13 protein-coding genes and 1 pseudogene are annotated in these 13,937 nt (G+C 73.3%); 7 read left to right on the plus strand and 7 right to left on the minus strand.

Going from position 1 to position 13,937, the window contains the following annotated elements; all coding sequences use genetic code 11:
* The first annotated feature begins 133 nt into the window (after positions 1-133).
* The 3 genes from Ae150APs1_RS11045 (at position 134) to Ae150APs1_RS11055 (ending at position 2,857) form a co-directional block, all read left to right on the plus strand.
* Positions 134-466, plus strand: coding sequence for an L-rhamnose mutarotase (locus Ae150APs1_RS11045; RefSeq protein WP_010241539.1), 333 nt, complete (start codon positions 134-136; stop codon positions 464-466).
* A gap of 93 nt (positions 467-559) precedes the next feature.
* Positions 560-1,825 carry an MFS transporter gene (locus tag Ae150APs1_RS11050; RefSeq protein ID WP_249266297.1) on the plus strand — a complete coding sequence of 422 codons (1,266 nt, stop codon included), beginning with the start codon at positions 560-562 and terminating at the stop codon, positions 1,823-1,825.
* A gap of 30 nt (positions 1,826-1,855) precedes the next feature.
* Complete coding sequence (locus Ae150APs1_RS11055; RefSeq protein ID WP_075297367.1) at positions 1,856-2,857, plus strand: LacI family DNA-binding transcriptional regulator; 1,002 nt, start codon at positions 1,856-1,858, stop codon at positions 2,855-2,857.
* Positions 2,858-2,863: 6 nt separating this feature from the next.
* Here the strand turns inward: Ae150APs1_RS11055 and Ae150APs1_RS11060 are convergent, their stop codons facing one another.
* Positions 2,864-3,370 (minus strand): hypothetical protein, encoded by a 507-nt coding sequence (locus Ae150APs1_RS11060; RefSeq protein ID WP_010241545.1) that lies wholly within the window; start codon positions 3,368-3,370, stop codon positions 2,864-2,866.
* A 30-nt stretch (positions 3,371-3,400) separates the two neighbouring features.
* A complete protein-coding gene (locus tag Ae150APs1_RS11065; protein WP_010241547.1) occupies positions 3,401-4,840 on the minus strand; it encodes a wax ester/triacylglycerol synthase family O-acyltransferase in 1,440 nt (479 codons plus the stop codon).
* Here Ae150APs1_RS11065 and Ae150APs1_RS11070 point away from each other — a divergent pair.
* The 3 genes from Ae150APs1_RS11070 to Ae150APs1_RS11080 are packed head-to-tail and all read left to right on the plus strand — an operon-like array spanning position 4,839 to position 7,232.
* Entirely contained in the window at positions 4,839-5,639 is an 801-nt protein-coding gene (locus Ae150APs1_RS11070) for an RNA methyltransferase (RefSeq protein WP_075297369.1), read from the plus strand. The two genes, Ae150APs1_RS11065 and Ae150APs1_RS11070, sit on opposite strands and share 2 nt — an antisense overlap.
* 39 nt (positions 5,640-5,678) lie before the next feature.
* Complete coding sequence (locus Ae150APs1_RS11075) at positions 5,679-6,947, plus strand: alpha-hydroxy acid oxidase (protein ID WP_083680064.1); 1,269 nt, start codon at positions 5,679-5,681, stop codon at positions 6,945-6,947.
* 18 nt (positions 6,948-6,965) lie between these two features.
* Entirely contained in the window at positions 6,966-7,232 is a 267-nt protein-coding gene (locus tag Ae150APs1_RS11080; RefSeq protein ID WP_010241553.1) for an antitoxin, read from the plus strand.
* A gap of 111 nt (positions 7,233-7,343) precedes the next feature.
* On the opposite strand, the gene Ae150APs1_RS11085 is transcribed toward Ae150APs1_RS11080, so the two are convergent.
* From Ae150APs1_RS11085 to Ae150APs1_RS11100, 4 genes and pseudogenes are all read right to left on the minus strand, one after another.
* Complete coding sequence (locus Ae150APs1_RS11085) at positions 7,344-7,748, minus strand: HAD-IA family hydrolase (protein ID WP_060574926.1); 405 nt, start codon at positions 7,746-7,748, stop codon at positions 7,344-7,346.
* A 32-nt stretch (positions 7,749-7,780) separates the two neighbouring features.
* Positions 7,781-8,545: an ABC transporter permease gene (locus Ae150APs1_RS11090; RefSeq protein WP_010232954.1), complete on the minus strand. Its 765-nt coding sequence runs from the start codon at positions 8,543-8,545 to the stop codon at positions 7,781-7,783.
* Positions 8,542-9,484: pseudogene (locus tag Ae150APs1_RS11095) on the minus strand (ABC transporter ATP-binding protein). The gene Ae150APs1_RS11090 and the pseudogene Ae150APs1_RS11095 overlap by 4 nt, the downstream one beginning before the upstream one ends.
* Before the next feature lie 9 nt (positions 9,485-9,493).
* Positions 9,494-10,030: a MarR family winged helix-turn-helix transcriptional regulator gene (locus Ae150APs1_RS11100; protein WP_139316871.1), complete on the minus strand. Its 537-nt coding sequence runs from the start codon at positions 10,028-10,030 to the stop codon at positions 9,494-9,496.
* A 207-nt stretch (positions 10,031-10,237) separates the two neighbouring features.
* Here Ae150APs1_RS11100 and Ae150APs1_RS11105 point away from each other — a divergent pair, with 207 nt between their 5' ends.
* Entirely contained in the window at positions 10,238-10,984 is a 747-nt protein-coding gene (locus Ae150APs1_RS11105) for an Rv3235 family protein (protein WP_139316872.1), read from the plus strand.
* Positions 10,985-11,008: 24 nt separating this feature from the next.
* On the opposite strand, the gene secA is transcribed toward Ae150APs1_RS11105, so the two are convergent.
* Positions 11,009-13,864: a preprotein translocase subunit SecA gene (secA, locus tag Ae150APs1_RS11110; protein WP_249266298.1), complete on the minus strand. Its 2,856-nt coding sequence runs from the start codon at positions 13,862-13,864 to the stop codon at positions 11,009-11,011.
* Positions 13,865-13,937: the final 73 nt, after the last annotated feature.

The following is a 13,937-nucleotide window of genomic DNA, read 5'->3' on the forward strand; positions in this document are numbered from 1 at the left end:
GCCGGTCAACCCTCGACACTATCGAGCCCCGACGGACGAGGCGAGAGAGGGCTTGTCCGGCAGCGGTGCGCCGTGCCACACTCCGTCGCCAGATGTTGAAACGGTTCATCATCGACTCCACACGTCGAGGGGGATGCCGGTGGGAGAGCGTGTCTGCTTCCTGATGCACCTGCGGCCCGAGCTGGTCGACGAGTACCTCGAGGCCCACCGCGAGGTGTGGCCGGAGATGCTCGACGCGCTGCGCAGGCACGGCTGGCGGGACTACTCGCTGTTCGTGAAGCCGGAGGCCGCGCTCGTCGTCGGGACCGTCACCTGCGACGACTTCGCCGCATCCTTGGCCGGCATGGACGGCGAGCCGGTCAACGAGCGCTGGCAGGCCACCATGTCGCGGTTCTTCGCCGCCGGCGACGGCACCCGCCCCGATCAGGGGCTCGACCGGCTCACCGAGTACTTCCACCTCGCCTGACCGACCACGGCACTTCCGACCCCTGAGAGGGCTGCGACGATGCGAATCGGAAGCACTCACACCACCGGCTGGAAGGCGACGGCATCCGTCGCCATGTCCAACTACATCGAGGCCGGATCGATCATCGCCATCGCGACGAGCCTGTCGCTGTGGCAGGACGCGTTCGGCATCGACGACTTCGCCGTCGGGCTGCTCGCCGCGTTCAGCGCGAACGCCTTCGGTGCCGCGATCGGCGCGGCGATCGGCGGCCCGCTGTGCGACCGCTACGGCCGCAAGTTCATCTACACCTACGACCTCGTCGTGTTCATGGTCGGCGTGCTGCTGGCCGCGTTCGCGGTGAACTTCCCGATGCTGCTCGCGGCGTTCCTGATCACCGGCATCGCCGTCGGGGCCGGCGTCCCGGCGTCGTGGACCTACATCGCCGAGGAGGCGCCGCCCGGGGAGCGGGCCAAGCACGTCGGGGCCGCGCAGCTCGCCTGGTCCGCGGGCCCGGTCGTCGGGTTCCTGCTCGCCGTCGTGCTGACCGCCCCGCTCGGCCTGTTCGGCGCCCGGCTGGTGTTCGCCCACCTGTTCGTCGTGGCGTTCGTGGTCTGGTGGATCCGGCGCGGGCTCTCCGAGTCGCGGATGTGGAAGCACAACCAGCAGGCCGGCGCAGCCGTGCGCCGCGGCGGGCTGCGGGCACTGTTCTCCGGGCGGGCCAACGTCACCGCGCTGCTGGTGCTGTTCGGCATCTACGGCTTCTGGAACCTCGTCGCCGGCCAGATGGGGATCTTCATGCCGCGGGTCTACGAGACCTCCGGCGTGACCAGCGAGGTCGAGCAGAACCTGCTGCAGGCGCTGCTGTGGGGCTGCACGGTGGCCGCCACCTGGTTCGGCTTCATGCGCTACGGCGACCGTGTGAACCGCCGCACCCTCTACGTCATCGGTGCGGCGCTGGGCATCTTCGCCGGGGTCATCCTGGTCTTCGCGGAGGCGAACCTGCCGCTGCTGCTGCTCTTCGCGGTCAGCTGGGGCGTCTCGGCGGGCATCGGCGCGCAGGCGTTCTACGCGCTGTGGACCAGCGAGCTGTTCGCGACGCCGTACCGGGCCAGCGCCCAGGGCGTGCTGTTCTTCGCCGTCCGGTTCGCGATCGGCGTGCTGAGCTACTGGTTCCCGACGCTGCTCGCCACCCACGGCGTCGCCCCGGTCGGGCTGCTGGTGATCGCCTTCCTGGTCGTCGCGCTCGTCGTCGGTGCGGTGTTCGCCCCGGACACCCGTGGCAAGAGCCTCGAGCAGATCGAGATCGAGCGCTACGGCGAGGTCGTCTCTCCGGAGATCGCCCCCGGCACCCCGAAGCCGGGCTCACCGGCCGTCGGCTGACACGCGCGACCGGCGGCTACCGTGGTGCCCGTGGCCAGCATCAAGGACGTCGCACGCCTTGCCGGGGTCTCCCTCGGCACGGTGAGCAACGTGCTGAACCGGCCGGAACGGGTCGGCCCGGAGCGCCGGGCCCGTGTCGAGCGGGCCATCGCCGAGCTCGGGTTCGTGCGCAGCGAACCGGCCCGCCAGCTGCGGGCGGGGATGAGCCGGACCGTCGCCGTCGTCGTGCTGGACGTGACCAACCCGTTCTTCGGCGAGATCGTCGAGGGTGCCGAGGAGATCGCCGAGCAGCACGACGCCCAGGTGGTCGTCTGCAACAGCGCCGGGGATCCGGCCCGGGAGGCCCGGCACCTCGACCGGCTGCTGCAGCAGCAGGTGCTCGGCATCCTGCTGTCCCCGGTGCACGAGGTCGCGAGCGCGCAGCAGCTCGCGGCGCGGCGGTCGCCCCCGCCGGTCGTCTTCGTCGACCGGGTGCCGGCCGGTCCCGGGTTCGCCTCGGTCGCCGTCGACGACGTCCGGGGCGGCGAGCTCGTCGGCGAGCTGCTCGACGCCGGCGGCCACGAGCGGATCGCGTTCGCCGGTGGGCCGGTGTCGCTGCGCCAGGTCTCCGACCGGCTGCACGGGCTGCGGTCCGGCTCCCGCGGGCGTATCCGGGTGATCGACAGCGCCGACCTGTCGATCCGTTCCGGCGCCGCGGTCCTCGACGAGATCCTCGCGGTCCCCGAGCCGGCCCGGCCGACGGCGGTGTTCTGCGCGAACGACCTGCTCGCGATCGGTGTGCTCAACGCCTGCATGCGGCGCGGCGTCGCCGTCCCCGACGAGCTGGCGGTGGTCGGCTACGACGACATCTCGTTCGCCGAGACGGCGAGCGTCGCGCTCACCACCGTGGCCCAGCCCGCACGGCGGCTCGGGACCGAGGCCGCGCGCCTCCTGCTGGACGACGCCGCGGGGCGGAGCAACCTCGTCTTCTCCCCCGAGCTGGTCGTGCGCTCCTCCGCCCGGCCCCGCGCCGGCCTGTCGTCGGCGTCCTGAGGGCGCTCAGCCCAGCTCGACCAGGAACGGCAGCTCGGACGGGTCGTACCAGGCCAGCTCGTGGTCCTCGGCCTCACCGACCAGGAACTCGGCGTCGAGGTCCCCCAGGTCCGCCTTGTCGACCGCCGCGGCGGCCTCCCGCACGGCGTGCTCGGCCTCCGGAAGGTCCACGTGGACCGCCGCGAGCTTCGCGACGGGCACGGGGCCGGTCACCCGGACCGCGCCGTCGTCGAGATCGGGGCGCAGCGTGACGTCGTCGGTGTCGGCCGCGACGACCACCCGGCGGGACGGGGTCCCGTCCTCGCCGAGTCCGAACTCGACGGCGAGCAGCCGCAGCGAGGCGCGCGCGGCCTCGTTCAGCGCGGCGTACTCGAGCTCCTCGTCGTCGCCGGTCGTGTACGACTCGCGCAGCTTCGGGGTCAGCGCGAACGCGGTCCCGCCGAGCGGTTCGAAGCTGCCGGTCTTCACCGTGCGGGCCAGCATGGGCCACGTCGCGGGGAGGTAGATCCGCACGTCGGGGGTCCTTTCTCGAAGCTCGCGGCGCTACTGCCGGAGGGTCTCGAGCAGCTCGTCGAGCGACTCGTTCACCATCCCGGCGAGCACCTCGATGTCGGGCATGGCGTCCCGGTCGCCGTTCAGTCCGTAGTAGACGCCGCCGTCGTAGCTGGTCAGCCCGATGGAGACCGCCTGCCCCTTCGCCAGCGGCACCACCGGGAACATCTCCCGCATCCGGGCACCCGCGGCGTAGAGCGGGAACTGCGGGCCCGGCACGTTGGTCACCATCAGGTTGAAGAAGTGCCGGGACATGCCGCTGGCCGCGCGGGCGCCCACGGCGTGCAGCGTCGGCGGGGCGAACCCGCCGATCCGGACCAGGGTGTCGGCACCGACGGCGTCGCCGGTGTCGGTGTGCTCGCGCATCTGGTGGGTCACCTGGTGCAGCCGCACCAGCGGGCTCGGCTCGCCGACCGGCAGGTCCACCAGGAACGACGCCACCCGGTTGCCGAGCGAGCTGCCGGTCGCCGAGCTGGGCACGTCGCCCTCGCCGCGGACCGACAGCGGCACCAGCGCCCGCACCGTCGACGACCCGCCGACCGGCTCGCCGCGCGACATGAGCCAGGTGCGCAGCGCACCGGCGATCACCGCGAGCACGACGTCGTTGACGTCGCACCCGTAGGCGGCGCGCACCTTGCGGTAGTCCTCCAGGCCGGTGCGGGCCAGCGCGAACCGGCGCTGCGTGGAGATCTCAGCGTTGAGCGGGAGCCCGGGGGCACGCCTGCCCGCGGTCCGCGCCATCGCCAGCACCTTCCCGGCCGCACCCGTCACCTTGCCGACGGTCGCGAGGGCGTCGCCGGTGGCGACGCGGACGTTCTCGACCAGCTCGGTCGGCCGGGTCACGGCCTCGCCGATCGCGTCGAGCACGAGCTGGCCGTCGCTCGGTTCCGGACGCGGCATCCACAGCTCGTCCGGGGTGTCACGGGGCTCGGCGGACACGTCGAGGATGACCTGGCCGATGTCGATGGCGGAGATGCCGTCGACCATCGCCTGGTGGGTCTTGGTGACGATCGCGACCCGGTCCTCACCGCCGCGACGCCCGTCCGAGGCAGGCGCGAGCCCCTCGATCAGGTACATCTCCCAGAGCGGGCGCCCGTGGTCGAGCGGGCGGGACATCAGCCGCCCGACCAGGTCGGTCAGCTGCTCCTCGCTGCCCGGACGGGGCAGCGCCGAGCGCCGCACGTGGTAGGCAATGTCGAACTCGGGATCGTCGACCCACACCGGGCGGGCGAGGTTCCCGGGCACGTGCCGGACCTTCTGCCGGAACCGGGGCACGAGGGCGAGCCGCTGCTCGATGAGCTCGACGAGCCGGTCGTAGTCGAAGCCGTCGCGCGGCCGGTCGAAGACGGCGACACCGCCGACGTGCATGGGTGTGGTCGCCTCCTCCAGGTAGAGGAAAGAGGCGTCGAGCGCGGAGAGCCGGGACGGCATGGCCGCGATCCTACGTGCGCGTGGGATCGTGGCCGCCGTGACCGACCGCACCGTGTCCCCGAAGGACCGATTCATCACCGTGTACGGCCGCAAGCCGGTCCTGGAGGCGCTGTCCGACCCGGATCTCGAGGTCGACAAGGTCGTCCTCGCCGACTCGGTGCGGGGTGCCGGGGAACGCGAGATCACCGCCGCCGCCCGCGGTCGGGGGGTGCCGGTCCAGCGGGCGTCGGCGCAGCGGGTGAAGGTCCTCGCCGGCAACGGCCGGCACGACCAGGGGGTGCTCGCCGACGTCGTCGCCCCGCGGATGGCGCCGCTGCCGGTGTTCCTCTCCGACCTGGGGAGCCGCCGACCGGCGTCGGTGCTGGTGCTCGACGCCGTCACCAACCCGTCGAACGTCGGGATGATCCTGCGCAGCGCCACCGCCGCCGGGCTCGACGGCGTGCTGCTGCCCCGCCGCGGCGTGCCCGCCATCGACCCGCTCGTGATCAAGGCGTCGGCCGGGGTCGCGTTCGCCGCCCCGGTGCTGCGCTGCAGCACCGCCGCCGAGGGCGTCGACCTGATGCGCGACGCCGGGTTCTCGGTGTTCGGCCTCGACACCGGCTCCGGCTCGCTGCTCGACGCCGAGCTGCCGCACCGGGTGGCGCTGGTGCTCGGCAACGAGACCGACGGCCTGACCGAGGACGTCCGGGAGCGGCTCGACGGGATCCTGTCGCTCCCGATGTACGGCGGGGTGGAGTCGCTCAACGTCGCCTCCGCCGGCGCGGTCGCGGCCTACGAGCTGCTGCGCCGCCGGGACTGACCCCTCCCCCGGACGCCGCCGGCTGCCTAGGGTCGGGTCATGGTGCGACGTCGCATGCCCCGCCCGTCCGAGCTCGCGCCGCTGCTGCGCCCGGCCCCGGTCACGCTGGACCGGACGGCCGCGCGGCTGGCCCGCGCCACGAGCATCGGCGACCTGCGCGCCCTCGCCCGGAAGCGGGCCCCGCGTGCGGTGTTCGACTACACCGACGGCGCCGCCGAGGACGAGGTGAGCCTGCGGCGGGCGCGCGAGGTGTGGTCGTCGGTCGAGTTCACCCCCACGGTGCTGCGCGACGTCTCCCGGGTCGACACCGGCCGCGACGTGCTCGGCGGCCGGTCCGCGCTGCCGTTCGCGCTGGCCCCGACCGGCTTCACCCGGATGATGCACACCGAGGGCGAGCGGGCCGTGGCCGCCGCGTCGGCGGCGGCCGGGATCCCGTACGCGCTGTCCACCATGGGTTCGACGACGATCGAGGGCGCCGCCGAGGCCGGCCGCGGCGGACGGCACTGGTTCCAGCTCTACCTCTGGAAGGACCGCTCGGTCGCGCACGACCTGGTCTCCAGGGCCCGGGCCGCCGGCTACGACACCCTGCTGCTCACCGTCGACACGCCGGTCGGCGGCAACCGGCGGCGCGACGCCCGCCACGGCCTGTCCATCCCGCCCGCGCTCTCGCTGCGGACCTTCGTCGACGGCGCCCGGCACCCGCGCTGGTGGTTCGACCTGATCACCACCGAGCCGCTGACGTTCGAGAGCCTCACCGCGGGCGGCAGCCCGTTCGAGGTCATCAACAAGGTGTTCGACCCGGCACTGACGATGGACGACGTCGCCTGGCTCCGCGAGACCTGGCCGGGCAAGCTGGTGATCAAGGGCGTCCAGTCGGTCGCCGACGCGCGCCGGGTGGTCGCGGCCGGTGCCGACGCCGTCCTGCTCTCCAACCACGGCGGCCGCCAGCTCGACCGGGCGCCGGTGCCCGCGGAGCTGATCGAGCCGGTCGTGCAGGAACTGGGCGACGACGCCGAGGTGCTCGTCGACACCGGGATCCTGCACGGCGGCGACGTCGTCGCGGCCGTCGCGCTCGGCGCGCGGGTCGCGCTCGTGGGTCGTGCCTACCTGTACGGCCTGATGGCCGGTGGCGAGGCCGGTGTGCGGCGGTCGATCGAGATCCTGCGGGCGGAGGTGGAGCGCACGATGCAGCTGCTCGGCGTCACCCGGATCGACGACCTGCGCCCGGAGCACGCCCGGCTCCGCCCGGCGACCACCCGTCCCCTTCACCCGGACGGACTACACGCACCGGGTGCGCGGGGCCGGTGACGAGGCCACCATGTCCGCATGGGTTTCCTGGACAAGGCCAAGGAACTGCTCGGCAAGCACGACGACAAGGTCGATCAGGCGCTGAACAAGGCCGGCGACGCGGCGAAGAAGAAGTTCGCCGGCAACGAGCAGCACATCGACACCGCGACGAAGTTCGCGCGCGAGCGGACCGGGACCGGGGACAGCACCCAGCAGCCCGGTCAGCCCGGCCCGGACGGCCAGGCCCCGCCGCCCCCGCCCGGGCAGCAGCCGGGCCAGGCTCCGCCGCCCCCGCCGCAGCAGTGAGCGCGTGCCGGTAGCACCGGCACGCGGCACGACCGGTCCGGCATCCGCCGGCACCGCGACTCCGAGGCGCCGTCCGCATCGCGGGCGGCGCCTCCGCACGTCCGGACCGGGTCACGGGCCGGCCGGGACCCCCAGCAGGATCTCCAGCTCGGCGAGCGTCGCACCGGGTTCGACGTGCCGGACGCCGACCGCCCCGGCCGCGGCGGCGCCGCGCACGCAGGCCCCGAGATCGTCGACGACGACGCAGTCGGCGGCCTCCAGCCCCAGCTCCGCGGCCGCCGCCGCGAACGCGTCCGGGCTGGGTTTGCGGGCACCGCGGACCGCGCCGAGCAGCACGGTGCCGAACGCCTCGGCGCACTCGTCGGGCACCGCGTGCGCACCGGAGAACAGTGCCGTCCGGACCCCGGCGCCGGCGGCGCGGCGGGCGTAGTCGAGCAGCAGCGCGCCGCCACCGGGCTCGTCGAGGACGCCGCCGTAGTCGACGATCAGGCCGCGCAGGGTGCGTGCTTCCGCCACCCCCGCGACTGTACCCAGCGCCCCCTCGGACGCTAGTCCAGCGCGCGCCGGAGGAAACCGCGGATTCCCAGCAGGGTGAACAGCACGATGGCGAGCACCGGGACCAGCACGCAGACCCACAGGGGGATGTGCGGGATCCCGGGGACCAGCGACGCGCGGAGCCCCTCGCTCACGTACGTGAGCGGGTTCAGCGCCGACAGCACCTGGAACCAGCGCAGGTCCTCCAGCGTCAGCCACGGGTACTGCACGGAGCCGGTGAACAGCAGCGGCGTGAAGATCACCGCGAACAGGATGTTGATCCGCCGGGGCGGGACGGCCGTGCCGATCGTCAGCCCCATGGCGGCGCCCAGCAGCGCACCGAGGACGACCATCAGCAGGGCCGGCAGCAGCCCCTCCGCCGGCCAGCCGACGTCGATCATGGCGAGGCCGATCGGCACCATCAGCAGGCTCGCCAGCAGCCCGCGCAGCCCGGCGAACACGATCTTCTCGACGGCGACCGCCCACACCGGCATCGGTGCCAGCAACCGGTCGTCGATCTCGCGGGTCCAGGACAGCTCGAACACCAGCGGCAGCGTGACGCTCTGCAGCGCGCCGAACATCGCGTTCAGCGCGATGAGGCCGGGCAGCATGATCTCGCCGTAGCCCTCGGCGACGAACCCGCCGCGGCCCAGGACGACGACGAACACCAGCAGGAAGAAGAACGGCTGCACCAGCACCTGGGCCAGGAACGAGGGCAGCTCCCGTCCGGTGACGTAGACGTCGCGGCGGAGCACCGCCAGGAACGCACGCCCGCTCATCGCAGGTCCCTCCCGGTCAGGTCGATGAAGACGTCCTCCAGGGTCGCCTCGCCCAGCGACACGTCCCGCACCCCGGCGCCGTGCCGCCCGAGCAGGTCGACGACCGGGGCGAGCAGGGTCGCCGGCTCGCAGGTCACCGACAGCCGGAACGTCACGGTGCCCTCACCGCCCGTCCCGGGCACCGACTCGATCCGGGCGACGCCGTCGAGCCCGGCCAGCGCGTCGCGCAGCGGCTCCGGGCCGCCGGGCCCGGGTTCGGCGACGACCCCGACGGTCGCGCTGCCCGGCAGCTCGCGGACGAGCGCCTCCGGGGTGTCGAGCGCCAGCAGCGCCCCGTGGTCGACGATGCCGATCCGGTCCGAGAGCTTGTGCGCCTCGTCCATGTCGTGCGTGGTGAGGACGACGGTCACGCCCTCGTCGGACAGCCCGCGGATCTGGTCGTGCACGAACAGCCGGGCCTGCGGGTCGAGCCCGGTGCATGAGCCCTCGCGCGATCATCACGCGTTGCGCCTGGCCGCCGGAGAGGTCGTCGGCGATCGCCTTCGCCTTGTCCGCCAGGCCCATCCGCTCCAGCAGCTCGTCGGCCCGCCGGTTCCGCTCGGCGCGGCCGACCCCGTGGTACGCGGCGTGGAAGACGAGGTTGTCGCGGACGCCGAGCGAGCGGTCCAGGTTCTGCCGCTGCGGCACGACGGCGAGCTTCGCGCACACCGCGACCGCGTCGGTCCGCACGTCGAGCCCGGCGACCCGGGCGATCCCGGACGTCGGCACCACCCGCGTCGTCAGGACGCCGACCGTCGTCGTCTTCCCTGCACCGTTCGGGCCCAGCAGGCCGAACACCTCGCCCTCGCCGACCTCGAACGACAGCCCGTCGACGGCGTTGCGGTCGGCCTTCGGGTAGCGCTTCACCAGGTCGACGACCTCGACCGTGGCCTGTCCCATGGTGTCCCCCTACGACGACGTCTCCCGGTGATCCTGCTCCAGGGCCACGACCACCGCGACTAGATACCCCCTGATCGCCTCCGCGTGTTCCGCGGGAGGCTCCGGCAGGCGCGGCCCGCGCACCGCCGGCCGGGCGGCGCGCAGACGCTCCCGGCCGGCGTCGGTGATCCGTACCCGGCGCACGCGCCGGTCGACGGGATCGACGACCCGCTCCGCGAGCCCCGCGTCCGCGAGCGCGTCCAGGACCGGTACGAGGGTGGTCGGCCCGATCCGCGCCCGGGCGGCGAGCTCGCGCTGGACGAGGCCTCCGCCGGTGCGGGACAGCACGTCGAGCACGGTGACGGCGGTGAGCGGCAGCCCGTGCGCGGCCGCGCGGGCCCGGCGCGCACCGAGCACCGCGGCGCCGGTACGGACGAGGAGATCGGCCGTGCTCGTGCCGTGCAGGCCGGCGGCGGGTCCGCCGCCGGCTGGTCCGTGGCCCGCGGGGACGAGGCGGGGCGGGCAGAGCAGGGGCGACGGCGACGGGTGCGTCGGGCGGTCGGGCATCGCGGGAGGGTACGGGGGCGCGGCCCGGCGCCGGGGCGGATCGCGGGGGCGCCCGGTGCGGGCGCGAACGGTGCCGACCCGCACGGTGCGGACCCGCACGGTGCGGACCCGCACGGTGCGGACTCGCACGGTGCGGGAACGGACGGTGCGGGAACGGATCCCGGCCGGACCGGTCCTCGGCGGCGGCCGGCTCCGCAGGCTGGACGGGTGACCACGTCTCCCGGCGCCGCGCCCGCACCTCCCGTCGCCGGGGCCGTCCTTTCCGGCCCCGCCACCGCCCGGCTCCCCGCTCCTCGCGCTCCTGTCGTCGCCGCGGCCGGCGCCCCCGGCGCCCCCGGTGCCGCGGGTGCCGCCGGTCCCGCCAGTGCCGCCGGTGCTCACGTCGGGGACGTGCCACCGTCCGCCGGCGACACGGTTCTCGTGGCCCGGACCCTCGACGACGTCCCCGCCGACCTGCCACCGGGACTCGTCGTCGTGCTCCCGGGCGGGTTCCGGATGAGGTCGGGCCGTCCGGCACCGCTCCCGGGGCCGCCGGCACCGGAGGTGGAGCCGCCCGACGTCGTCCCACCGGACGCCCCGGCGACCCGGGTCCGCGCCGCCGAGCTGACCCGGCTCGTCGCCGAGGTCCTGACCGGCCGCCGCGCCCCGGCGCAGCTGGGGCCGGTCGTCACACCGCAGGTGCTCCGCTACCTCACCGCCGCCCGCACGGGCACCGCCGCACGGCCGGCGCGGTCCACCGTCGGCTGCGGCGGGCGGGCCGGCGCTCCGGGGTGCGGGACGCCGCGGCCCGCCGGCCGGTGGGCGGGCCGGGTGCACGTCGCACAACCGCACCCGGACGCCGCCGAGGTCTGCACCACGCTGCCCGTCACCGGGCGGACCCGTGCGCTCGTGCTGCGTCTCGACCGGAGGCCCGGTGGCCCGCACTGGCGGGTCACCGCCGTCCGGCTGCTCTGACGGCCACCGGCACGGCGGTGCCGGTCAGCGGCGCCGGCGGTTCGCCTTCTCCGCGCGCCGGCGCTCGGCCCGGTTCGACCCGCCGTCGCCCTGCGACGCGGCACCGTTCGGCACGCCGCCGGGGGGCGGCCCCTGGGCCGGGCGCGCCGCGTAGCGACCGGTCCGGCCGGTACCCGCCGCGGCGGGAGCGCCGTCCTCGCCGCGGCGGCTGACGCCACCGCCCTCCTCCGGGCCGCTGTACTGCAGGTTCTGCGGCGGGGTGGTGCGGAAGAGGTTCGGCAGGACCACCGTGCTCTCGCTCGGGTCCTCGGCCGGCGCCAGGCGGATCACCGGGATCTCGGTGGTGACCGGCTCCTCCTCCTGCACCGGGGCGGCCGGCTGCTGCACCTGGACGACGACGTTGAACAGGTGGCCGATCGTCTCCTCCTTGATGCCCTCGAGCATCGCGGAGAACATGTCGAACCCCTCGCGCTGGTACTCGATCACCGGGTCGCGCTGGGCCATGGCCCGCAACCCGATGCCCTCCTTGAGGTAGTCCATCTCGTAGAGGTGCTCGCGCCACTTGCGGTCGATGACCTGCATCAGCACCTGGCGCTCGAGCTCACGCATGCCGCCCTGCGGGCCGATCAGCGCGTCGATCTCCGCCTCGCGCCGGGCGTAGGCCCGCTCGGCGTCGTCGAGGACGGACTTCTCCAGCTCCTCGGCCGAGATCTCGTCGACCTCGTCGGCGAGGGTGCGCCAGTCGATCGAGATCGGGTAGAGGCCGCGCAGCGCGGTCCAGAGCTTCTCGAAGTCCCAGTCCTCGGAGTAGCCCTCGGCCGTCGCGCCGGTGATGTAGCCGTGGACGACGTCCTCGAGCATGTTCCGGGTCTGGCGCTGCACGTCCTCGCCGTCGAGCACCCGGCGGCGCTCGTCGTAGATGACCTTGCGCTGCTGGTTGAGGACCTCGTCGTACTTGAGGACGTTCTTCCGGATCTCGAAGTTCTGCTGCTCGACCTGGGTCTGCGCGCTGCGGATGGCGCGCGTGACCATCTTGGCCTCGATCGGCACGTCGTCCGGAAGGTTGAACCGGTTCATGATCGATTCGACGACCTGGCCGTTGAAGCGGCGCATGAGCTCGTCGCCGAGCGAGAGGTAGAACCGGGACTCACCGGGGTCGCCCTGCCGGCCGGACCGGCCACGAAGCTGGTTGTCGATCCGGCGGGACTCGTGCCGTTCGGTGCCGAGCACGTAGAGGCCGCCCGCGTTGCGGACCTCCTCCGCTTCGGCGCCGACCTGCTTGCGCATCCGGTCGAGGACGGCGTCCCACGCGGCCTCGTACTGCTCACGGGTCTCGACCGGGTCCAGCCCCTGGCTGCGCAGCTCCAGGTCGGCGAGGAACTCGGGGTTCCCGCCGAGCATGATGTCGGTACCGCGACCGGCCATGTTCGTGGCGACGGTGACGGCGCCGGCGTGCCCGGCCTGCGCGATGATCGCAGCCTCACGGGCGTGGTTCTTCGCGTTCAGGACCTCGTGCGGGACGCTGCGCCGGAGCAGCAGCTTCGCCAGGTACTCGGACTTCTCGACGCTCGTCGTACCGATCAGCACGGGCTGCCCCGCGTGGTGCTTCTCGGCGATGTCGTCGGCGACGGCCTCGAACTTCGCGGCCTCGGTCTTGTAGATGAGGTCGGCCTGGTCGGCCCGGACCCGCGGCTTGTTCGGCGGGATCGTGACGACCGACATCTTGTAGATCTCGTGCAGCTCGGCGGCCTCGGTCTGGGCCGTACCGGTCATGCCGGCGAGCTTGTCGTAGAGACGGAAGAAGTTCTGCAGGGTGATCGTCGCGAGGGTCTGGTTCTCCGGCTTGATCTCGACGCTTTCCTTCGCCTCGATCGCCTGGTGCATGCCCTCGTTGTAGCGACGGCCGGACAGCACGCGGCCGGTGAACTCGTCGACGATCAGGACCTCACCGCTGTTGACGATGTAGTCCTTGTCCTTCTTGAACAGCTCCTTGGCCTTGACCGCGTTGTTCAGGTAGCCGACCAGCGGGGTGTTCGCGGACTCGTAGAGGTTGTCGATGCCGAGCTGGTCCTCGATGAGCGCGACACCCTCCTCCGTGATGCCGACGGTGCGCTTGCGCTCGTCGACCTCGTAGTGGATGTCGCGGGACAGCATCGGTGCCAGGCGCGCGAACTCCTGGTACCACCGGGCGCTCTGCTCGGCCGGGCCGGAGATGATCAGCGGCGTACGGGCCTCGTCGATGAGGATCGAGTCCGCCTCGTCGACGATGGCGAAGTTGTGCCCGCGCTGCACCATGTCGGCGGCGTTCCACGCCATGTTGTCGCGCAGGTAGTCGAAGCCGAACTCGTTGTTCGTGCCGTAGGTGACGTCGCGCGCGTACTGCTCGCGGCGCTCCACGGGCGTCATCTCGGCCAGGATCACGCCGACGGTGAGGCCCAGCCAGCGGTGGATCCGGCCCATCGTCTCCGAGTCGCGCTTGGCCAGGTAGTCGTTCGTCGTGATGACGTGGACGCCGTCGCCGGGGATCGCGTTCAGGTAGACGGCCAGGGTCGAGGTGAGGGTCTTGCCCTCACCGGTGCCCATCTCGGAGACGTTGCCCATGTGCAGCGCTCCGGCACCCATCAGCTGCACGGTGAAGGGGCGCTGCCCGAGCGTGCGCTGGGCGGCCTCCCGCACCGTGGCGAAGGCCTCGGGCAGCAGGGAGTCGAGGCTCTCGCCGTCGCCGTGGCGGCGGCGGAACTCGTCGGTCTTCGCGCGCAGCTGTGCGTCGGTGAGGCCCTCGAACTCGGGCTCCAGACCGTCGATGTGCGCGGCGATCTTGCCGAGCCGCTTCACCAGCTTGGTCTCGCCGGCCCGGAGGAGTCGACTCAGGAAGGGCACTGCCGACCTCATTCACGTCGCGGTCAGGACACGGGACGGGCGTCACTCGCCGGAGGAGGTCACACCGCCCTGG

Source organism: Pseudonocardia sp. Ae150A_Ps1, from assembly GCF_001932315.1.
Lineage (GTDB): Bacteria > Actinomycetota > Actinomycetes > Mycobacteriales > Pseudonocardiaceae > Pseudonocardia.

Coding starts and splice junctions, on each gene's coding strand:
- Ae150APs1_RS11045 (WP_010241539.1), top strand. CDS start 134: ATGCCGGTGGGAGAGCGTGTCTGCTTCCTGATGCACCTGCGGCCCGAG.
- Ae150APs1_RS11050 (WP_249266297.1), top strand. CDS start 560: ATGTCCAACTACATCGAGGCCGGATCGATCATCGCCATCGCGACGAGC.
- Ae150APs1_RS11070 (WP_075297369.1), top strand. CDS start 4,839: ATGGCCGCGATCCTACGTGCGCGTGGGATCGTGGCCGCCGTGACCGAC.
- Ae150APs1_RS11065 (WP_010241547.1), bottom strand. CDS start 4,840: ATGCCGTCCCGGCTCTCCGCGCTCGACGCCTCTTTCCTCTACCTGGAG.
- Ae150APs1_RS11075 (WP_083680064.1), top strand. CDS start 5,679: ATGGTGCGACGTCGCATGCCCCGCCCGTCCGAGCTCGCGCCGCTGCTG.
- Ae150APs1_RS11080 (WP_010241553.1), top strand. CDS start 6,966: ATGGGTTTCCTGGACAAGGCCAAGGAACTGCTCGGCAAGCACGACGAC.
- Ae150APs1_RS11090 (WP_010232954.1), bottom strand. CDS start 8,545: ATGAGCGGGCGTGCGTTCCTGGCGGTGCTCCGCCGCGACGTCTACGTC.
- Ae150APs1_RS11100 (WP_139316871.1), bottom strand. CDS start 10,030: ATGCCCGACCGCCCGACGCACCCGTCGCCGTCGCCCCTGCTCTGCCCG.